Genomic DNA, 19,095 nt, shown 5'->3' with positions numbered 1-19,095 from the left:
CGGGAGCGGCAGGGGGTGCTGCGGGAGTGCGGCGCGTGTCAGCCGAGTACGGCGAGTGCGTCGATCTCGATGAGGAGGCCGGCCGGCAGGCCGACGTAGACCGTCGTGCGGGCGGCGGGCGGCTGGGTGAGGGCCTGCTCCTCGAAGTAGGCGTTGTAGATCTCGTTCATCTCGGCGAAGTGGGCGGTGTCGGTGAGATAGACGCGGATCATCATCACGTCGTCCCAGCCGGCGCCGCCCTCCTCCAGGATCGCCTTGACGTTGGCGAGGGTCTGGAGGGTCTGCTCGCGCAGGGTGGGGCCGGCCGGCGTGGGGGGCTTGCCCTCCTCGGCGGGCAGGAAGCCGACCTGGCCGGCGACCTGGAGGATGTTGCCCTTCTTCACGCCGTGCGAGAACGTCGCGGGCGGGGTGGTGTGGGTCTTCGGGGTGAGCGCGGTCTTGTCGGTCATACGGTGGGGTCCTTCACTGGGGTTCGTCCGGAGTACTCGCCGCTGATCGTGTCCGCCGTACGGCGTACCAGCGGGAGGAGGGTGAGGAGTTCCTCGGCGGTGACGACGACGTTCGGCGCGGACACCGACATCGCGGCGACCACCCGGCCGTCGGCGCCGCGGATGGGGGCGGCGACGCAGTTGATGGACTCCTCGTGGCCGCCGAGGTCGGTGGCCCAGCCCTGTTCGCGCACCGTGGCCAGTTCCTTCAGGAAGGCGTCGGCGTTCGGGGTCGAACGGGGCGTGTAGAGGGGGTAGTCGAGCCGCTCGGCGAGGGCGCGGCGCTCGGGTTCGGGCAGGTCGGCGAGGAGCAGCTTGGCCACGGCGGCGACGGTGATGGCGACGGGTTTGCCGATCCGGGAGTACATGCGGACCGGGTAGCGGCTGTCCACCTTGTCGATGTAGAGGACCTCGTTCTCCTCGTGGACGGCGAGGTGGACGGTGTGCCCGCACTGTTCGTTGAGCCGTACGAGGTGGGGGTGGGCGATCTCGCGGACGTCGAGGTTCTCCATCGCCTCCTGGGCGAGGGCGAAGAGGCGGGCGCCGAGGCGGTAGCGCTGGTCGGACTGGCGGTAGACCAGGCCGTGTTCGTGCAGGGTGCGCAGGAGCCGGAGGGCCGTGGACTTGTGGACGCCGAGGCGGTCGGCGACCCGGCCCAGGTCGGCGGGGCCCTCGGCGAGCAGGGGCAGGATGCTCAGGGCACGGTCGACGGTCTGACTCATGGGATGTTCGCCTCCTCCGGGGCCCGATCGGCCTGCGTCCAGCCGGGGCCGAGTCGAAGTCTCCCCCATGCGTCGTCGTCCAGGGCGGCGAGGCGGTCGGCGTGGTCGCGGGCGGGGGGTGCGGCGAGGTCTCCGGGGGCGGTGAGGGCGGCGGCGGCGAAGAGGTGGCCGTGGCGCAGGCGGTCCCGCGCGGGCAGGCCGCGCAGGGTCGCGGAGAGGAATCCGGCCGCGAAGGCGTCGCCGGCGCCGGTGGTGGCCACGACGGATGTGCGCAGGGCCGGTGCGAAGGTGGCGGCGCCGCGCTCGCCCGCACGCCGTCGTTCGCGCTCGTCCGCACACCGTCGTTCGCGCTCGCCCGTACACCGTCGTTCGCGCTCGCCCGTACACCGCCGTTCGAACGCCGTCGCTCCCTTCTCCCCCTGCTTGACCACCAGTACCGCCGGTTCCGGCAGTTCCCTGCGGATCGCGTCCGGGCCGCCCGTGACACCCCAGGCCTCCTCGGCCTCGTCCTCGCCCACGAACACGATGTCCGCGCGCCGGGCCAGTTCCAGCAGCACCCGGCCGCCCTCGCGGTCGCGCCACAGCCCGGGCCGGTGGTTGACGTCGAAGGACACCGGTGGGCGGTCCGGGGCGGGGGCCGTCAGCGTGTGGAGCAGTTCCCGGCAGTCGTTCGACAAGGCGGCCGTGATGCCGGACAGGTGCAGGACGCGGGCCGCGCGCAGTGCCGTCAGGTCCACGGTGGCCGGGGACATCGCCGACGCCGCCGACCCCGTCCGGTAGTACGCCACCTCGTGCGCGCCCGTGCCCCGGTCCCCCGCGGTGCGGAAGTACACCCCGGTGGGCCGGTCCGGGTCGCGGTGGACGGCGGTGACGTCGACGCCGTACCCGGCGATGCGCTCCACGAGATGGTCGCCGAAGCCGTCGGCGCCCACCCGGCCGACCCAGCGGGCCGTGTGCCCGAAGGCGGCCAGGGCGCAGGCGACGTTGGACTCGGCGCCGCCGATGGCCCGGTCGAAGGAGGGGACGTCGGCGAGGCGGCCGGGGCGGCTGGGCAGGAAGGTGACCATGGTCTCGCCGAGCGTCACCACGTCCGCGGTCTCCCACGCCGGTGCAACGGCCGGGGCGTAAGCAGCGTCGTCGATGATGACTCCTGTCGAGCACTTCCGTGGAGACTCCTGTGGAGGACTCCCGTCGAGGGTCCGGGTGACGGCTCCGTTGACCCGGTGTTCGGCGAGATGCTAGACACCAGTAGCAGTACACGCAATGGTCGTTGCATATTTTGCAACGATCGAGAGAGGGGCTCCATGGGCACCGAAGCGCTCACCCGCCTTGCCGAGGAACGTGTCGACCACCGCTTCAAGGGCCTCCCGCCGGACGCCGACGGCCTCACCGTCGCCGAGCTCACCGCCCAGCGGCGCAACCTCTTCCGGGACGGCGACGGCTTCACCACCCCCGTCCTGGCCCTCTCCGCCGAGCGCCTGGAGCACAACCTCGCGCTGATGGAGACGTACACCGCCCGGCACGGTCTGGCCTTCGCCCCGCACGGCAAGACCTCCATGGCCCCGCAGCTCTTCCACCGCCAGATCGAGCACGGCGCCTGGGGGATCACGCTGGCACTGCCCCACCAGGTGCGGGTGGCCCGGGCGTTCGGCGTCCGGCGCGTGTTCCTCGCCAACGAACTGGTGGACGCCTCCGCCCTGCGCTGGATCGCCGGCGAGCTGGCCGCCGACCCGGAGTTCCGGTTCGTCTGCTACGTCGACTCCGTGCGCGGGGTGGAGCTGATGGACGCGGCCCTCGGCGGCACCGCCCGCCCGGTGGACGTGGTGGTGGAGGTCGGCGCGGGCGACGGCGCCCGGACCGGGGTGCGGTCGGAGGCGGAGGCCCGGACCGTCGCCGACGCGGTGGCCGGCACCGCGACGCTGCGGCTCGTCGGCGTGGCGGGGTACGAGGCGCAGGTGCCGGACGCCTCCCCGGAGCGGGTGCGGGCGTGGCTGGAGCGGCTGGTGGCGCTGGCCGTGGAGTTCGACCGGGCCGGGCGGTTCGCCGGGGCGGGCGAGATCGTGGTGAGCGCCGGCGGCAGCGAGTGGTTCGACGCCGTCGCCGATGTCTTCGCCGCTGTCCCCGGGCTCTCCCTGCCGGTGCTGAAGCTGCTGCGCTCGGGGGCGTACGTCTCGCACGACGACGTGCACTACAGCAGGCTGACCCCGTTCAACCGGGTGCCGGAGGAGGGGGCGCTGGAGCCCGCGTTCCGGCTGTGGGCGCAGGTGGTGTCCCGGCCGTCCCCGGCCGAGGCGTTCGTCAACGCGGGCAAGCGGGACGCCGCCTACGACCTCGACCTGCCGGTGGCGCACGTGGTACGCCGGGACGGCGGCGAGCACGCGGCGACCGGGATCGAGGTGACCGCCCTGTCCGACCAGCACCTGTGGCTGCGCACCGGGCCCGGCGCGGATGTCGAGGTCGGCGACTGGGTCGGCTTCGGCCTCTCCCACCCGTGCACGTCCTTCGACAAGTGGCAGCTGATCCCGGTGGCCGAGGCGGACGGCACGGTGGTCGACTACATCCGTACGTTCTTCTAGGAGGCCCGTGTGGAGGACCTGGTCATCCGGGACGCCGACGTGGTCGACGGCAGCGGTGAGCCGTCGTACCGCGCCGATGTCGTGGTCGACGCCGGCCGGATCGTCTCGATCGTCAAGGAGGCCGCTGCGGCGGGCTGCCAACGCCCGGGGGCGGTGCGGGAGATCGACGCGGAGGGCCTGGTCCTCTCGCCCGGCTTCATCGACATGCACGCCCACTCCGACCTGGCCCTGCTGCGCGACCCGGACCACAGCGCCAAGGTCGCGCAGGGGGTCACCCTGGAGGTCCTGGGGCAGGACGGGTTGTCGTACGCCCCCGTGGACGACCGCACGCTGGAGGAGGTGCGGCGGGCGGTCACCGGCTGGAACGGGTACGGCGACGACGTCGAGGTCGACTGGCGGAGCGTCGGCGAGTACCTCGACCGGCTGGACCGGGGGATCGCCGTGAACGCGGCCTACCTGGTCCCGCAGGGCACGGTCCGGGCGCTCGTCGTCGGCTGGGAGGACCGCCCGGCCACCCCGGCGGAGCTGGACCGGATGCGGCGGCTGGTGGCCGAGGGGCTGGAGCAGGGCGCGGTCGGACTGTCCTCCGGGCTGACGTACACGCCCGGGATGTACGCCGGGGACGGCGAACTGACCGAGCTGTGCCGGGTGGTGGCGTCCTACGGCGGCTACTACTGCCCGCACCACCGCTCCTACGGCGCCGGCGCCCTGGAGGCGTACGCGGAGATGGTGGACCTGGCCCGGAAGGCGGGCTGTCCGCTGCACCTCGCGCACGCGACGATGAACTTCGGCGTGAACCGGGGCCGGGCGCCGGAGCTGCTCGCGCTGCTCGACCGGGCCCTGGACGCGGGCGTGGACATCACGCTGGACACCTATCCCTACACCCCCGGCTGCACCACCCTCGCCGCGCTGCTGCCGAGCTGGGCGAGCGAGGGCGGCCCGGAGGAGGTGCTGGCCCGGCTCGCCGACCCGGAGACGGCCGAGCGGATCCGGTACGCCCTGGAGGTCACCGGCTCGGACGGCTGCCACGGGGTGCCGGTGGAGTGGGAGACGGTCGAGATCTCCGGCGTCACCGATCCGGCCCTGGCCGGCCTGGTGGGCCGTACCGTGCGGGAGGCGGCGCGGCTGCGCGGCGAGGAGCCGTGGACGACGGCGCGCCGGCTGCTGGTCGGCGACCGGCTCGGCACGACGGTCCTCCAGCACGTCGGCCACGAGGAGAACGTCCGCGCGATCATGCGGCACCGCGCGCACACCGGTGGCTCCGACGGCATCCTCCGGGGCGGCAAGCCGCATCCGCGGGCGTACGGCACCTTCCCGCGCTATCTGGGGCACTACGTGCGGGAGTCGGGGGTGCTGACGCTGGAGGAGTGCGTCGCCCACCTGACCTCCCGGCCCGCGGCGCGGCTGCGGCTGCCGGACCGCGGGCTGGTGCGCGAGGGCTACCGGGCCGACCTGGTGCTGTTCGACCCGGGGACGGTCGCGTCCGGCGCCACCTTCGCCGAGCCGCGCACGCTGCCGGACGGGATCCCGTACGTGCTGGTCGACGGCCGGTTCGCCGTCGAGGACGGCCGGCGGACGGACGTCCTCGCGGGGCGGTCCGTCCGCCGTACGCCGCTGTGAACCGCGCTTACGGCTTGGGCAGGGTGCAGCCGGCCGCGCTCAGGTCGAGACGGTTGCCGGTGGTGAAGCAGGCCGGGATGTTGTAGATCTCCTGGGCGTAGTTGATGCCCTGGCGGACGGTGACGTTGCCGTTCGCGTCGACCTCGCACGGATTGTTCACCGTGCACCGCTCGCCGTCCTCGTTGCCGGTGTTGTTGACGGCGACGACCTTGCCGGTGGTGGTGTCGATCACCGGGGAGCCGGAGGTGCCGCCGATGGTGTTGCAGGAGGAGGTGTAGCGGACCGAGTCCTTGAAGGTCCAGTCGCCCTCCTTCAGCCGGTACACGAACCCGTCGATGTTGCAGCTGTAGGTGCGCTTCCAGTACCCGGAGACCACCTTGATGGCGGTGCCGGCGACCGGGTGGGTGTCCTGCACGGTGAGCGGACTGATGCCGTACGTGCTCCTGATCGCCGCGTACGTGGTGGTGGTGCGGTAGATCGTGACGTCCGTGTCCGTCATGGTCGAGTAGACGACCTGGTTGGCGCGGAGGGTGCCGATCCTGGAGCCGGAGGCGTTCAGCAGGCCGAAGGAACGGCTGGAGGACTGGCCGGTGATGACGTCGCCGGGACCCGGCATGCCGGTCTCCAGGCAGTGGCCGTTGGTCAGCACGAGCGCCGGGTCGGTGTCGGCCGAGCCCGGGAAGCGGATGACGGAGCCGGAGCAGTTGCTGAGCGAGACGGTGCCGGCGAAGCTGACGGCCGCCTTGACGGCCTTGGCGGAGTGCGGGGCGGTGGTCTTGGCGGCCGTGTGCGGTGCGGCGACCGCCGGTGTCGCGCCCAGTCCGGCTATCGCCAGGGCGGAAAGCGCGGCAAGGAGAGGCTTGTTCACGTGGGGGTCCCCTCTTACGACTGGGGCGACCGGAGGTGCTTCCGGTCGCCCACTCGGTTGTCATGCGCATTCTCAGCAGCGGAGAGGCGCGGGGACAAGACGCGGTGTCAGGTCATAGGGGTTTCCCTGTGCGCGCGGGCGGGGGCGCGACCGCTCACGGCACCGGACATGTCGTCACCAACCCCCGGTTCTACGGGTGTTTCCAGGTGCCGTGGCCGTGTCCGCGGCCCCTGCCGGCGGGCGTGCCGGACGGTGACACCGTCGGCGCGGCCGTCGGTGCCGTCGGGCTCGGGGCGCCGGACGCCGAGGGGGCCGGCGCCGAGGTCGTGACGCCGGGGCCGTGGTCCGTCGCGCCGCCCGGGTCCCGGGTGCCGGCGGTGGCGGGGGCGGAGGGGTCAGGGGAGGCGGCGGCGGGGGAGGGCGAGGAGCCGCCGGCGCCCGCGCCGGCCGGGGACGCCGTGCCCGGGGAGGCGGTCTCCGCGCCGGGGCTCGCCGACGCGGCACCGGCACCCGCGCTCCGGCCGGCTCCGGGACGCGCGCCGTCCGGGGAGTTGGGACCGCCCAGCCCGGCGAGGGCCGCGACCGCGCCGGCCACGCCGAGGACGCCGGCGGCCACCACCACCCGGCGCCGGCCGCCCGGACGCCGCGCGGCACGCCGCCGGCCGGCCCGGCCGGGCTCACGCGCCCCGGCGGGGGCGTCCACGGCGGGCACCCCGGGCCGCTCCCCCGGCTCCGGCGGCTTCGCCCGCTGCCCCGACTCCGGCGGCTCGGCCCGGGGGGCGAGGTCGCGCGTGCCGTCGTAGGCGTTCTGCCAGCCGTGCGCGGCGGCGGGGTCGGCGTACTGCTCGTACGCGGGGGCCGGAGCCGGCTGCGGGTGGTACACGTTCGGCCGGACGCCGGGCGCGCCGCCCGCCGCCTCCGTTCCGTACGCCCCCGCCTCGTACTCCCGTTCCGTGGACATGTCAGCGAATTCTAGGGATGCAAGTGACTCCTGAGACAGCCGACGTCGATATCCGGGCAGACTCCCGGGTCTCACGTGGCGGAAAACACGGGCCATGAGGCGTTACCGGGCCGTAAGCTCACGGACATGCAGGTGATCCAGTCGACCAAGCTCGCCAACGTCTGTTACGAGATCCGGGGCCCGGTGCTCGAAGAGGCCATGCGGCTTGAGGCGGCGGGCCACCGCATCCTCAAGCTCAACACCGGCAACCCGGCCGCCTTCGGCTTCGAGTGCCCCCCGGAGATCCTGGAGGACATCCTCCGCAACGTCTCCACCGCGCACGGCTACGGCGACGCCAAGGGCCTGCTCGCCGCGCGCCGCGCGGTGGTGATGCACAACCAGACCATCGGGATCGAGACGGACGTCGAGCACGTCTTCATCGGCAACGGCGTCTCCGAGCTGATCGTGATGGCGATGCAGGGCCTGCTGGACGACGGCGACGAGGTGCTCGTACCGAGCCCGGACTACCCTCTGTGGACGGCCGCCGTCTCCCTCTCCGGCGGCACGGCGGTGCACTACCGCTGCGACGAGCAGTCGGACTGGATGCCCGACCTCGCCGACATCGAGCGCAAGGTCACCGACCGCACCAAGGCGATCGTCGTCATCAACCCGAACAACCCCACGGGCGCGGTGTACGACGAGGCGGTGCTGAGGGGGCTGACCGACATCGCCCGCCGGCACAACCTGCTGGTCTGCTCCGACGAGATCTACGACAAGATCCTCTACGACGGCGCCACGCACACCCCGACGGCGGCGGTCGCGCCGGACCTGCTGACGCTGACGTTCAACGGCATGTCGAAGGCCTACCGGGTGGCCGGCTACCGCGTCGGCTGGATGTCGATCTCCGGCCCCCGCGCGCACGCCGACTCCTACATCGAGGGCCTGACGATCCTGGCCAACATGCGGCTGTGCGCCAACATGCCGGGGCAGCACGGGGTGGTCGCCGCGCTCAGCGGACGCCAGACGATCAAGGACCTGGTGCTGCCGGGCGGGCGGCTGAAGGAGCAGATGGACACGGCGTACGAGCTGCTCACCCAGATCCCGGGTGTGAGCTGCGTACGGCCGAAGGGCGCGCTGTACCTGTTCCCGCGGCTGGATCCGGAGGTCTACCGGGTCAAGGACGACCGACAGCTGGTCCTGGACCTGTTGCGGCAGGAGAAGATCATGGTCGTCCAGGGCACGGGCTTCAACTGGCCCGAGCAGGACCACTTCCGGGTGGTGACGCTGCCGTCGGTCGGGGACCTGCGGGACGCGGTGACCCGGATCGGGAACTTCCTGGACGGATACGGCCGGCGCTGACGGATACAGCCAGAGGTGACCGCGGGACCTCGCTCCGTGACCCGACTCAACTTTAGACGAAATCCAAGCTAGGATGGTTTCCTGTCAGAGCACAGGAGGCCATCCCCCATGTACGAACCGATCCGCGCCAAGTCGGTCCACAGCACGATGGCCGGCACCCCCTCCGACTTCCCGCACCGCTCGCGCGAGGAGGAGCTGGACATCCAGCTCGCCGGACACCTCGCCGCGCTGCTCGCGGTCACCGACGAGCTGCGCGCCCTGAGCCCGTCCGCCGATCTGGACACGGCGGCGGAGCGCCTCGCGGCACAGGTGGCCCGGCTGCGGGGAGGACGTACGCCGCTGCGGGCGGCACCGGCCTCGGCCGGTGACCCCGCCGCCCTGCACCGGCGCGCGCACGCCCTCGCCGGCCGGGCGCTCGTGGTCGCCGCGTCGCGCGCCGACACGGCGGCGGCGATCCTCGCGGCCCAGCGGATGGACGCGCACACCGCCGCCCTGTCCGGGCCGAAGGCGTACAGCACCGCCCACTGATCCCCCGGGGATCCCCTCGAACGGCCCCGGTCCGCGTGCACCCGCAGCGACACGCGGACCGGGCGCCACACACCGCGCTCGGCTCGTGTGAAGATCCGGTGAGCAAGGGGGCGCACGGGAAGGGCCCCGCACGCCGTTGTGCGGGGCCCTTCCCGGGGTTGTTCCACGGCCGGTCGTGACGATCGCTGGTCAGGGCACATCCTGGCCGGCCGTGGGGTCTTTCGGCGGGGCCGGTCAGCCCAGGCGCTCCACCAGCGCCCGGTGCTGGTCCCACAGCTCCTTCGGGGTGTGGTCACCGAAGGTGTTGAGGTGCTCGGGGACCAGGGCGGCCTCCTCGCGCCAGATCTCCTTGTCGACGGTGAGCAGGAAGTCCAGGTCGGAGTCGGCCAGTTCGAGGCCGTTCGTGTCCAGCGCGTCCTTCGTCGGCAGGATGCCGATCGGGGTCTCGACGCCCTCGGCCCGGCCCTCCAGCCGCTCCACGATCCACTTCAGGACGCGGGAGTTCTCGCCGAAGCCGGGCCAGACGAACTTGCCCTCGTCGTTCTTGCGGAACCAGTTGACGTAGTAGATCTTCGGCAGCTTGGACTGGTCCTTGTCCTTGGCGACGTCGATCCAGTGGGCCATGTAGTCGCCCATGTTGTAGCCGCAGAACGGCAGCATCGCGAACGGGTCGCGGCGCAGCTCGCCGACCTTGCCCTCGGCGGCGGCGGTCTTCTCGGAGGCGACGTTGGCACCGAGGAAGACGCCGTGGTTCCAGTCGAAGGACTCGGTGACCAGGGGCACGGCGCTGGCGCGGCGGCCGCCGAAGAGGATCGCGGAGATCGGCACGCCCTTGGGGTCCTCCCACTCGGGCGCGATGATCGGGCACTGCGAGGCCGGCACGGTGAAGCGGGCGTTGGGGTGGGCGGCCGGGGTCCCGGAGGCCGGCGTCCAGTCGTTGCCCTTCCAGTCCGTCAGGTGGGCGGGGGGCTCCTCGGTCATGCCCTCCCACCACACGTCGCCGTCGTCGGTGAGGGCGACGTTGGTGAAGACCGCGTTGCCCCACAGGGTCTTCATCGCGTTGGCGTTGGTGTGCTCGCCGGTGCCGGGCGCGACGCCGAAGAAGCCGGCCTCCGGGTTGATCGCGTAGAGGCGGCCGTCCTCGCCGAACCGCATCCAGGCGATGTCGTCGCCGATGGTCTCCACGGTCCAGCCGGAGATCGTGGGCTCCAGCATGGCGAGGTTGGTCTTGCCGCAGGCGGAGGGGAAGGCGGCGGCGACGTACTTGGACTCGCCCTGCGGCGGGGTCAGCTTCAGGATGAGCATGTGCTCGGCCAGCCAGCCCTCGTCACGGGCCATGACCGAGGCGATGCGCAGGGCGTAGCACTTCTTGCCGAGCAGGGCGTTGCCGCCGTAGCCGGAGCCGTAGGACCAGATCTCGCGCGCCTCGGGGAAGTGCGAGATGTACTTGGTGGAGTTGCAGGGCCAGGGGACGTCCTCCTGGCCCTCCTCCAGCGGGGCGCCGAGGGTGTGGACGGCCTTGACGAAGAAGCCCTCGTCGCCGAGTTCGTCCAGGACGGCCTGGCCCATGCGCGTCATCGTGCGCATGGAGACGGCGACGTACGCGGAGTCGGTGATCTCCACGCCCAGCGCGGACAGCGGGGAGCCGAGCGGGCCCATGCAGAACGGGACGACGTACATGGTGCGGCCCCGCATGGAGCCGCGGAACAGGCCCTTCTCGCCGGAGAAGATCTCCCGCATCTCGGCGGGGTCCTTCCAGTGGTTGGTCGGGCCGGCGTCCTCCTCCTTCTCGGAGCAGATGAAGGTCCGGTCCTCGACGCGCGCGACGTCGGTCGGGTCGGAGGCGGCGTAGTAGGAGTGGGGGCGCTTGACCGGGTCGAGCTTCTTGAACGTCCCCTTGGCGACCAGTTCCTCGCACAGCCGCTCGTACTCGGCCTCGGAGCCGTCACACCAGACCACACGGTCCGGCTGCGTCAGTTCGGCGATCTCGTTGACCCACGAGATCAGTTCCTGGTGGTTGGTGGGGACGACGGTGGGAGCCGCGATGTCGCGCGCCACGATTGCTCCTAAGTGAGGGTTTTTGTGTTTGTCCGCCCCGTGGGGGCCGCGACCCGGATGCTTCGTAGCCCGCTCATCCGGTGCCGACCGCACTCATTTGATCATCCGAGTCTAGTGCGCATCTGTCCAGGGGGCATCACAGGTGAGCGGCGTGAGGAATCACACGATTTCCTGGACTCTTTGCGTCCACGTTGGGTTCAGGTGAAGGACTTTTTGCCCGACCGGTCCATGACGCGGAGATGTCCGTGGACTGATGAACGACTTACGGCGGTCTCGGTACCATGCGGCGCATGACTGCGCCCGTCCCCGACGCGCCCACGGACACGCCGGCCGCCGGCCGCGGCCCCGTCGCGCTCTCCCTGCCGCATCCGGTCAAGCCGAGGCTCCGCGGCTGGCTGCACCTCGGCATGTTTCCGGCCGTACTCATAGCGGGCCTGGTGCTCACCGCCCTCGCCGACTCGACCAGAGGCCGCGTCGCCTGCGGGGTCTACGCCCTGACGGCCTGCCTGCTGTTCGGTGTCAGCGCGCTGTACCACCGGGGCAACTGGAGCCCACGCATGGACGGCGTGCTGCGCCGCCTGGACCACGCCAACATCTTCCTGATCATCGCGGGCACCTACACCCCGCTGACCCTGCTGCTCCTGCCCGACGGGAAGGGCCGGTGGCTGCTGTGGAGCATCTGGGCCGCCGCGGCGGCGGGCATCGTCTTCCGCGTCTTCTGGGTCGGCGCCCCGCGCTGGCTCTACACGCCCTGCTACATCGCGATGGGCTGGGCGGCGGTCTTCTTCCTGCCGGACTTCCTGCACACCGGCGGCGTCGCCGTCCTGGTGCTGGTGGTCGTCGGCGGGCTGCTCTACAGCGCCGGCGGCGTGATCTACGGCATCAAGCGCCCCAACCCGTCACCGCGCTGGTTCGGCTTCCACGAGGTCTTCCACTCCTTCACCCTCGCCGCGTTCGTCGTCCACTACGTCGGGATCTCGCTGGTGGCGTACCAGCACGCGTAACCCCGCTCGCCCCGCTCCTCGCGGCCACGGCTCACCCGAGCCGTGGCCGCTTCTCGTTGCCTGACACTCCCGCAGGAGTTGACAGTCCCACTATTTTGACAGTTACTTTCATTTCATGGCTACTGTCATTCAGGTGGACGGGACGCGGCGCCACCCCCGCCGCTGGTGGGCCCTCGGCGCCCTGGTCGCGAGCATGCTGGTGCTCGGGTTCGACACGACGATCCTCAACGTCGCCCTGCCGACCATGGCCGGGCAGCTCGGCGCCACCACGGGCCAGCAGCAGTGGATGGCGGACGCGTACGTCGTCGTCTTCGCGGCGCTGATGCTCCCCGCCGGTCTGCTCGGCGACCGGTTCGGGCGCCGCCGGATGCTCGTCGCCGGGCTCGGCGTCTTCCTGGCGGGTTCGCTCCTCGGCTCGCTGGCCGGCGACGTGCACGCCGTGATCGCCGCCCGCGCGGTCATGGGCGTCGGAGCGGCGCTGGTCATGCCGCTCGCCCTGTCCGTGCTGCCCTCGCTGTTCGGCCCGGACGAGCGCACCAAGGCGATCGGCCTGATCTCCGCGGCCTCCGCGCTCGGCCTGCCGCTCGGCCCGATCCTCGGCGGCTGGCTGCTGGGCCACTTCTGGTGGGGCTCGGTCTTCCTGGTCAACGTGCCGATGGCGGCCCTCGGTATCGCCGCCTGCGTGTTCCTGCTGCCCGAGACCCGGGACCCGGCCTCCCCGAAGGTGGACGTCCTCTCCACCGTGCTCACCGCGACCGGCCTGGGCGCCCTCGTCTACGCGATCATCGAGGCCCCCGACCGCGGCTGGGGGGACCCGCTGACCCTGGCCGTGCTCGCCGCGTCGGCCGTGCTCCTCACCGCCCTGGTGCTGCGCGAACGCCGGGCGGCCCGCCCCATGCTCGACCTGACCCTGCTCGGCCGACGAGGCTTCCTGCTCAACACCGTCGCCGCGACGCTGGTGATGTTCGTGCTGTCCGGCCTGATGTTCGTGCTGCCCCCGTACCTCCAGGCCGTCCTCGGCAACGACGCCTTCGGCACCGGCCTGCGGCTGCTGCCGATGATGGGCGGGCTGCTGGTCGCCGCGCGGGGCGCCCAGCCGGTGGTCGTCCGGTTCGGCGCCCGGGCCGTGGTCGGCGCGGGCCTGGCGGTGCTCGCCTTCGCCGCCCTGCTGGGCAGCCGTACGACGGTGGACTCCGGCTACGGCTTCACCGCACTGTGGCTGTCGATCACGGGCCTCGGCTTCGGCTTCTGCATGGTCCCGGCCATGGACGGCGCCCTCGGCACGCTGCCCGCCGACCGGGCCGGCAGCGGATCGGGGCTGCTGACGACCCTCCGCCAGGTCGGTGGCGCCATCGGCATCGCGCTGCTCGGCAGCCTCCTCGCGGACGCCTTCCGGGACCGGCTCGACGTCACCGGGCTGCCCTCCGCCGCCGCGCACACCGCCGGGGAGTCCGTGGTCGCCGCGCACCTGGTCGCCGCGAGGACCGGCTCCGCACACCTCGCGTCCTCGGCGGACGCCTCGTACGTGCACGGCATGACCCTGGTGCTGCTGGTGTGCGCGGTGGCCTCCCTGGTGTCCGCCCTGCTCGCGGCGCTGCTCCTGCCGAACGCACCGGCGGCCCGGCGCACGGAAGGGGAGGAGACCCGGCCCGTGGCCCCCACCACGGCCGATGCCGGACAATGACCGGCATGACGGCCGCACGTTCCCCCCTCTCCCCCGCCGACCGCCCCCCGCTCGGACTGCGCGAACGCAAGAAGATCAAGACCCGCCGGGCGATCCGCGCCGCGACGTACGCGCTGATCAGGGAGCAGGGCTACGACGCCACGACGATCGAGCAGATCGCCGACCGGGCCGAGGTGTCGCCGTCGACCGTCTTCCGGTACTTCCCGACCAAGGAGGACATCGTCCTCACGGACGAGTACGACCCCCTGATGCTCGAGGAGTTGCGCGCCCGGCCCGCGGGAGAGACGTGGACGGACTCGGTGCGGTACGTGATGCACAAGGTCTTCGACGGGATGATGGCGGAGGACCCGGAGGTGGTCCGGCTGCGGGCACACCTCGCGGCCCGGGTCCCCGCCGTCCGCTCCCGGATGGTCGAGAGCATGTCGGAGAGCGGACGCATGCTCCGGACGGTCCTCGGCGAGCGCTTCGCCCTGGACCCGGACGGCCTGGAGGTGCGCGTCTACGCGATGGCCCTGGTCGGCGGCCTCATGGAGGCCAACATGTGCTGGGCGGAGAACGGCTTCGAGGACGACCTGCGCGCCACGCTGGACCGCGCCCTCGACGTCCTGGAGCGCGGCCTGCCCACCGGAAAACCCTGAGGCCACGGCCCGTTCCCGTGGCATCCTGACCGGGTGAACGGTCCCGAGATCCACGTCGAGTTCGCCCCCGAGCTGTCCGTGTTCGTCCCGCGTGCGCCGCGCCGGACGCTCGTCACCGACGGCGTCTCGACGCTCGGGCACGTCGTCGAGTCCCTCGGGGTCCCGCTCACCGAGGTCGGCGCGCTGGTCGTGGACGGCCGCACGGTCCCGCCCTCGCACATCCCGGGGCCGGCCGAGCGCGTCGCCGTGCGGCCGGTGGAACGGCCCCAGCGGGTGCCCGGCGCACCGCTCCGCTTCCTCCTCGACGTCCACCTCGGCACACTGGCCCGCCGGCTGCGCCTCCTCGGCGTGGACACGGCGTACGAGTCGACGGACATCGGCGACCCGGCGCTCGCCGCCCGCTCCGCGGCCGAGAAGCGGGTCATGCTCAGCCGGGACCGGGGCCTGCTGCGCCGCCGGGAACTGTGGGCCGGTGCCTTCGTCTACAGCACCCGCCCCGACGACCAGCTCCAGGACGTCCTCGACCGCTTCGCCCCCGACCTGCGCCCCTGGACCCGCTGCACCGCCTGCAACGGCCTGCTGAAGCAGGCCACCAAGGCGGAGGTCGCCGACCGGCTCAAGGGCGGCACCCAGCGCTCGTACGACGTCTTCGCCCAGTGCACGGACTGCGGCCGCGTCTACTGGAAGGGCGCGCACCACGACCAGTTGGAGGCGGTCGTGGAGCGGGCGCTGAGCAGGCGCACCCAGGGCGGTTGAGTACGCCGGCCGATCCGCGGGGCCCGCCCGCGGGGTCGGCCGGGGCATGAACACGGCTCGGACGGCCGACGACCGGGTGCGGGACGACGTCCGCGTGGCGGCGGGGTGGGCTCGGGCTGCTCCTGCCGATGGTGGTCTTCCGCGCGCTCGTGGCCTTCACCAGCGAGCGGGCCGCCAGGTGCCCCACCTACACGGAGGCCTGTCCCCCGGTGCCCGGCCGGCTGCTGTACGGCGGTCTCCGGACCTCGCTCGTGGCCGGTACGGCCGTGCTGGTGTGGCCCCGGCCCGGTGGACGGGCGCCGGGACCGGGGCCGTACCGGTCCTACGCCCGACGTCTCCCCTCCCGCGAACGGTGCCGTCCTCGACGCCGTCCAGGTGGTGCCGGTCCCGGCCGTCACCGTGGACGGCGGAGGGTGGTCACGGCCCGGCCGGGACCCGGTCACGTCCGGGCCAGCCGTGCCTTCAGGGCCGCCGGGTCCGTTGTCGGCAGGTCGCAGACGAACCCCCGGCAGACGTACGCGGCCGGGGCTTCGTCGATGAGGGAGCGGTCGGCGAGCAGCGGGAACTCGTCGCTGTCCGGGGTGCCGCAGGCGACGACGGCACCCGGGGCGGTGCCCAGCAGCGCCGTACGGTGCAGGGCGGCCGTCCGCTCGTCGGCCGGGGCGGGTCCGACGACCGCCACCTCGCGCGGCCCGTCGAGCAGCGCCTCGGCGACGGCGAGCCCCCATCCGATGAACCGGGGCACCCGCGGCCCGAGCGTCTTCACGACTCCCAACGCCCGCTCGGCGGCGGTCCGGTGGGCCTCGGAGCCGGTGTGGGCGGCGTAGCCCAGCAGCGCTCCCGCGGCGGCGGACCAGCCGGAGGGGACGGCGTTGTCGGTGGGGTCCTGGGGGCGGCGGATGAGGGGCTCGGCATCGGACGCGGTGTCGTACAGGGCGCCGGTCGCGGGGTCGGTGAAGCGGGCGAGGACCTGGTCGAGGAGGAGTCCGGCGAAGTCGAGCCACACGCCCTCGCCGGTCACCGAGGCGAGCGCGAGGAAGCCCTCGGCGACGTCGGCGTAGTCCTCCAGCACACCGGCGTTGGGGCCGACCCGGCCGTCCTTGCTGGTGCGGGCGAGCCGGGCGTGTTCGTCCAGGTGGACGCGGACGAGCAGGTCGGCGGCGCCGAGGGCGGCCTCGGTCAGGTCGGGCCGGTCGAAGTAGGCACCGGTCTCGGCGAGCGCGGCGACGGCGAGCCCGTTCCAGGCGGCGACGACCTTGTCGTCCCGGCCGGGCGCGGGCCGCCGCGTGCGCGCGTCGAGCAGCCGCCGTCGGACGGACGCGACCTTCTCGGCGTCGAACACGCCTTCCGTCTGCGGGAGCTGGAGGACGGACTGCCCGTGCTCGAAGGTGCCCTCCTCGGTCACGCCGAAGTACTGGGCGGCGAGTTCGGCGTCGTCGCCGAGCACCTCCCGGAGCTGTGCGGGCGTCCAGACGTAGTACGCCCCTTCCACGTGCCGCCCGCTGCCGTCGTCGCTGTCGGCGTCGAGCGCGGAGGCGAACCCTCCTTCCTCCGTGCGCAGTTCCCGCACGAGGAAGTCGGCCGTCTCCAGCGCGACCCGCCGGGCGAGATCCGACCCGGTGGCCCGCCACAGGTGGGCGTAGACCCGGCACAACAGGGCGTTGTCGTACAGCATCTTCTCGAAGTGGGGCACGATCCAGTCACGGTCGACGGAGTACCGGGCGAAACCGCCGCCGAGCTGGTCGTAGAGACCGCCCCGGGCCATCCGCTCACACGTGTCCTGCGCCATCTGCAGCGCGCCCTCGGCGCCCGTCCGCGCGTGGTGGCGCAGCAGGAACTCCAGCACCATGGACGGCGGGAACTTCGGCGCACCGCCGAATCCGCCGCGCTGCGGGTCGTACTCACGGGTGAGCCCGAGCAGCGCCTGCGCGAGTTCCCCCTCGCCGGGTGCCTCGGCGGCATGCCGGACGATCTCCCGCTGGGCGAGGTCCCGGACGATCTTCCCGGCGACCTCGGCGACCTCGTCCTGACGGGTGGTCCAGGCCTGCTGCACCCCTTCCAGCACCTGCCGGAAGGACGGCATGCCGTGCCGGGGGGCGGGCGGGAAGTAGGTGCCGAAGTAGAACGGCTCGGCGTCCGGGGTGAGGAAGACGGTCATGGGCCAGCCGCCCTGCCCGGTGGCGGCCTGGACGGCCTCCATGTAGACGGCGTCCACGTCCGGCCGCTCCTCGCGGTCGACCTTGACGCTGACGAAGTGCTCGTTGAGGTAGTCGGCGGTGGCCTGGTCCTCGAAGGACTCGTGCGCCATGACATGGCACCAGTGACAGCTGCTGTATCCGACGCTCAGCAGCACGGGCCGCCCGGTCCTGCGGGCCTCCTCGAAGGCCTCACCGGACCACGGCCACCAGTCGACGGGGTTGTCCGCGTGCTGGAGCAGGTACGGGGACGTCTCATGGGCCAGTCGATTCGGCATACCCCCATCCTGCCGCAGCACCCCGCGTGCGGGAGGTCAGGGCGGGACCGCGTCGGGCGTCCTCCTGGCCTGGGCCGCTCCCCTGGGGCTCACCCGGAGCCGCCCCTAGGACTCCCTCCCGGGTCCCCCCAGGGCTCCCTCCACGGATTCGCCCGCGACTCCCTCCACAGACTCCTGCGCGACCCCCTCCCCGGGCTCGGGAACGGCGTAGAACCGCATCAGCATCGGGCGCGCGCCCTCCGGGGACTCCTCGCGGGGGCGGCTGTAGCGGTCGAGGAGTCGGTGGTACTCGCGCATGAAGTCGAGGAGTTCCGCCCTGGTCATCCAGGTGCCGTGACGCTGGACCTGGACCCAGCCCTCGGGGCCCCGGTACTCCAGATGGGCCCGGCGGTACAGCGCGGTGTCGAACTCGATCTTCAGGTGGGCCAGCTCGGCGGCTGCCGCGTACTCCTCCGGGGCCATGGTGGCCGGGTCGGGCGTGGTGTGCCGGAAGGGCAGGGCGCGCCACCACCGTTCCCGTCCGCCGGACTTCTCCGGGATCTCCTCGATGAGCCGCTGCTCGGCCAGTTTGCGCAGGTGGTAGCTGGTGGTGCCGGAGCTCTCGCCGAGTTCGCGGGCGAGCACGGTGGAGTTGGCCTCGCCGTGCCGGCCGAGGTAGTCGAGGATCCGGCGGCGCAACGGGTTGCCGAGGGACTTGTAGAGGGCGGTGCGCTCCAGGCTGGTCATCTCGGGCAGGCCGTCGGTCATGGGCTCACGGTAACGCGCGGACCCCTGACCGATCCCTGAGCCACCCTGAGACATCCCCGATGTCCGCCGAATTTTCTTTGCAGAGTTTTCTCTGCGGTTTATCGTGGAAGCAGTTGTCCATGACGGCGACGAGGGGGCGAGGGATGACGGGGACGAGGAAGTGGACACTGCTCCTGCTGGGAGCGGCGGCGGTGGTGCTGGTGCCGTGGATGGGTGTGCTGGCGGTGACCCTGCCCGGCAGCACGCGGGTGCACCACTGGTCCCTGGCCTGGATCGGCCTGGACGTCCTCCTGGCGGCCGGCTGCGCCGCGACCGCCGTCCTGGGCCTGCGCGGCGACCCCCGCTCCCGCCTCACGGCCTCGGCGACGGCGAGCATCGCGGTCCTGGACGCCTGGTTCGACATCACCACCGCCCACACGACGGCCTCCCTCCTGCAGGCCCTCGCCTGCGCGGTGGCGGAGGGGGCGGTGGCGGCGGTGTGCGTGGCGCTGGCGCTGGCGAGACGGGCCGGACGCGAGGAGTGGCCGTGAGCGCGGTCCCGGCACACTTCCCCACATCCCTCCGGTCGTCACCCCCTCGCGCTCCCGCCTCCCTCCAAGGACACTCGTAGGCGGAGGAGTTGCCGCCGGAGGGG

The 19,095-nt window shown here is 72.6% G+C and carries 17 protein-coding genes; 9 read left to right on the top strand and 8 right to left on the bottom strand.

The features are described from left to right. Positions 1–38 precede the first annotated feature (38 nt). From ACZ7N4_RS09500 to ACZ7N4_RS09490, 3 genes are read right to left on the bottom strand one after another with little or no spacing between them, the layout of a single operon-like run. Positions 39–449 carry a RidA family protein gene (locus tag ACZ7N4_RS09500; protein WP_471355665.1) on the bottom strand — a complete coding sequence of 137 codons (411 nt, stop codon included), beginning with the start codon at positions 447–449 and terminating at the stop codon, positions 39–41. Then, the gene (locus ACZ7N4_RS09495) at positions 446–1,210 is read right to left on the bottom strand and encodes an IclR family transcriptional regulator (RefSeq protein WP_471355662.1); all 765 of its coding nucleotides are present in this window, start codon (positions 1,208–1,210) and stop codon (positions 446–448) included. Before ACZ7N4_RS09495 ends, ACZ7N4_RS09500 begins: the two co-directional genes overlap by 4 nt. After that, positions 1,207–2,277, bottom strand: coding sequence for a sugar kinase (locus ACZ7N4_RS09490; RefSeq protein WP_471356176.1), 1,071 nt, complete (start codon positions 2,275–2,277; stop codon positions 1,207–1,209). The genes ACZ7N4_RS09495 and ACZ7N4_RS09490 overlap by 4 nt, the downstream gene beginning before the upstream one ends. Positions 2,278–2,514: 237 nt before the next feature. Between ACZ7N4_RS09490 and ACZ7N4_RS09485 the strand changes: the two genes are divergently transcribed. Then, entirely contained in the window at positions 2,515–3,786 is a 1,272-nt protein-coding gene (locus ACZ7N4_RS09485; protein ID WP_471355660.1) for an amino acid deaminase, read from the top strand. Positions 3,787–3,795: 9 nt separating this feature from the next. Continuing rightward, positions 3,796–5,406, top strand: a complete 1,611-nt coding sequence (locus tag ACZ7N4_RS09480; RefSeq protein ID WP_471355658.1) for an N-acyl-D-amino-acid deacylase family protein — start codon at positions 3,796–3,798, stop codon at positions 5,404–5,406. A gap of 7 nt (positions 5,407–5,413) precedes the next feature. On the opposite strand, the gene ACZ7N4_RS09475 is transcribed toward ACZ7N4_RS09480, so the two are convergent. Both ACZ7N4_RS09475 and ACZ7N4_RS09470 read right to left on the bottom strand, forming a co-directional pair. Further along, a complete protein-coding gene (locus ACZ7N4_RS09475) occupies positions 5,414–6,274 on the bottom strand; it encodes a S1 family peptidase (protein WP_471355654.1) in 861 nt (286 codons plus the stop codon). A 190-nt stretch (positions 6,275–6,464) separates the two neighbouring features. Further along, a complete protein-coding gene (locus ACZ7N4_RS09470; RefSeq protein WP_471355651.1) occupies positions 6,465–7,235 on the bottom strand; it encodes a hypothetical protein in 771 nt (256 codons plus the stop codon). A 126-nt stretch (positions 7,236–7,361) separates the two neighbouring features. On the opposite strand from ACZ7N4_RS09470, the gene ACZ7N4_RS09465 reads away from it, so the two are divergent. Then, positions 7,362–8,573: a pyridoxal phosphate-dependent aminotransferase gene (locus tag ACZ7N4_RS09465; RefSeq protein WP_471355648.1), complete on the top strand. Its 1,212-nt coding sequence runs from the start codon at positions 7,362–7,364 to the stop codon at positions 8,571–8,573. A 108-nt stretch (positions 8,574–8,681) separates the two neighbouring features. Beyond that, complete coding sequence (locus ACZ7N4_RS09460; RefSeq protein ID WP_471355645.1) at positions 8,682–9,101, top strand: SCO4983 family protein; 420 nt, start codon at positions 8,682–8,684, stop codon at positions 9,099–9,101. Between the two features lie 234 nt (positions 9,102–9,335). Here ACZ7N4_RS09460 and ACZ7N4_RS09455 read toward each other — a convergent pair whose 3' ends face one another. Then, entirely contained in the window at positions 9,336–11,159 is a 1,824-nt protein-coding gene (locus ACZ7N4_RS09455; RefSeq protein ID WP_471355642.1) for a phosphoenolpyruvate carboxykinase (GTP), read from the bottom strand. Positions 11,160–11,449: 290 nt separating this feature from the next. Between ACZ7N4_RS09455 and trhA the strand changes: the two genes are divergently transcribed. The 4 genes from trhA (at position 11,450) to ACZ7N4_RS09435 (ending at position 15,241) form a co-directional block, all read left to right on the top strand. Further along, positions 11,450–12,163, top strand: a complete 714-nt coding sequence (gene trhA / locus ACZ7N4_RS09450) for a PAQR family membrane homeostasis protein TrhA (RefSeq protein ID WP_471355640.1) — start codon at positions 11,450–11,452, stop codon at positions 12,161–12,163. A 115-nt stretch (positions 12,164–12,278) separates the two neighbouring features. Then, positions 12,279–13,847, top strand: a complete 1,569-nt coding sequence (locus ACZ7N4_RS09445) for a DHA2 family efflux MFS transporter permease subunit (RefSeq protein WP_471355638.1) — start codon at positions 12,279–12,281, stop codon at positions 13,845–13,847. 5 nt (positions 13,848–13,852) lie between these two features. Beyond that, positions 13,853–14,485 (top strand): TetR/AcrR family transcriptional regulator, encoded by a 633-nt coding sequence (locus ACZ7N4_RS09440; RefSeq protein ID WP_471355636.1) that lies wholly within the window; start codon positions 13,853–13,855, stop codon positions 14,483–14,485. Between the two features lie 33 nt (positions 14,486–14,518). Beyond that, on the top strand, positions 14,519–15,241 hold the full coding sequence (locus tag ACZ7N4_RS09435; protein ID WP_471355633.1) for a Mut7-C RNAse domain-containing protein: 723 nt from the start codon (positions 14,519–14,521) through the stop codon (positions 15,239–15,241). A gap of 439 nt (positions 15,242–15,680) precedes the next feature. Here the strand turns inward: ACZ7N4_RS09435 and ACZ7N4_RS09430 are convergent, their stop codons facing one another. Continuing rightward, on the bottom strand, positions 15,681–17,714 hold the full coding sequence (locus tag ACZ7N4_RS09430) for a thioredoxin domain-containing protein (RefSeq protein ID WP_471355630.1): 2,034 nt from the start codon (positions 17,712–17,714) through the stop codon (positions 15,681–15,683). Positions 17,715–17,819: 105 nt separating this feature from the next. Beyond that, entirely contained in the window at positions 17,820–18,461 is a 642-nt protein-coding gene (locus ACZ7N4_RS09425) for an ArsR/SmtB family transcription factor (RefSeq protein ID WP_471355628.1), read from the bottom strand. A 143-nt stretch (positions 18,462–18,604) separates the two neighbouring features. Between ACZ7N4_RS09425 and ACZ7N4_RS09420 the strand changes: the two genes are divergently transcribed. Then, entirely contained in the window at positions 18,605–18,991 is a 387-nt protein-coding gene (locus tag ACZ7N4_RS09420) for a hypothetical protein (protein ID WP_471355626.1), read from the top strand. The last annotated feature ends 104 nt before the right edge of the window (positions 18,992–19,095 follow it).

This window comes from Streptomyces sp. NPDC107654, from assembly GCF_055639035.1.
Note: the sequence above shows the minus strand (reverse complement) of the source record. Positions and strands in the feature narration are given on the sequence as shown.

Excerpts from the sequence above, each read along its gene's own strand:
- ACZ7N4_RS09445 (WP_471355638.1), top strand. The coding sequence starts at position 12,279 with ATGGCTACTGTCATTCAGGTGGACGGGACGCGGCGCCACCCCCGCCGC.
- ACZ7N4_RS09470 (WP_471355651.1), bottom strand. The coding sequence starts at position 7,235 with ATGTCCACGGAACGGGAGTACGAGGCGGGGGCGTACGGAACGGAGGCG.
- ACZ7N4_RS09440 (WP_471355636.1), top strand. The coding sequence starts at position 13,853 with ATGACGGCCGCACGTTCCCCCCTCTCCCCCGCCGACCGCCCCCCGCTC.
- ACZ7N4_RS09420 (WP_471355626.1), top strand. The coding sequence starts at position 18,605 with ATGACGGGGACGAGGAAGTGGACACTGCTCCTGCTGGGAGCGGCGGCG.
- ACZ7N4_RS09485 (WP_471355660.1), top strand. The coding sequence starts at position 2,515 with ATGGGCACCGAAGCGCTCACCCGCCTTGCCGAGGAACGTGTCGACCAC.
- trhA (WP_471355640.1), top strand. The coding sequence starts at position 11,450 with ATGACTGCGCCCGTCCCCGACGCGCCCACGGACACGCCGGCCGCCGGC.
- ACZ7N4_RS09460 (WP_471355645.1), top strand. The coding sequence starts at position 8,682 with ATGTACGAACCGATCCGCGCCAAGTCGGTCCACAGCACGATGGCCGGC.
- ACZ7N4_RS09500 (WP_471355665.1), bottom strand. The coding sequence starts at position 449 with ATGACCGACAAGACCGCGCTCACCCCGAAGACCCACACCACCCCGCCC.
- ACZ7N4_RS09465 (WP_471355648.1), top strand. The coding sequence starts at position 7,362 with ATGCAGGTGATCCAGTCGACCAAGCTCGCCAACGTCTGTTACGAGATC.
- ACZ7N4_RS09490 (WP_471356176.1), bottom strand. The coding sequence starts at position 2,277 with ATGGTCACCTTCCTGCCCAGCCGCCCCGGCCGCCTCGCCGACGTCCCC.
- ACZ7N4_RS09495 (WP_471355662.1), bottom strand. The coding sequence starts at position 1,210 with ATGAGTCAGACCGTCGACCGTGCCCTGAGCATCCTGCCCCTGCTCGCC.
- ACZ7N4_RS09430 (WP_471355630.1), bottom strand. The coding sequence starts at position 17,714 with ATGCCGAATCGACTGGCCCATGAGACGTCCCCGTACCTGCTCCAGCAC.
- ACZ7N4_RS09425 (WP_471355628.1), bottom strand. The coding sequence starts at position 18,461 with ATGACCGACGGCCTGCCCGAGATGACCAGCCTGGAGCGCACCGCCCTC.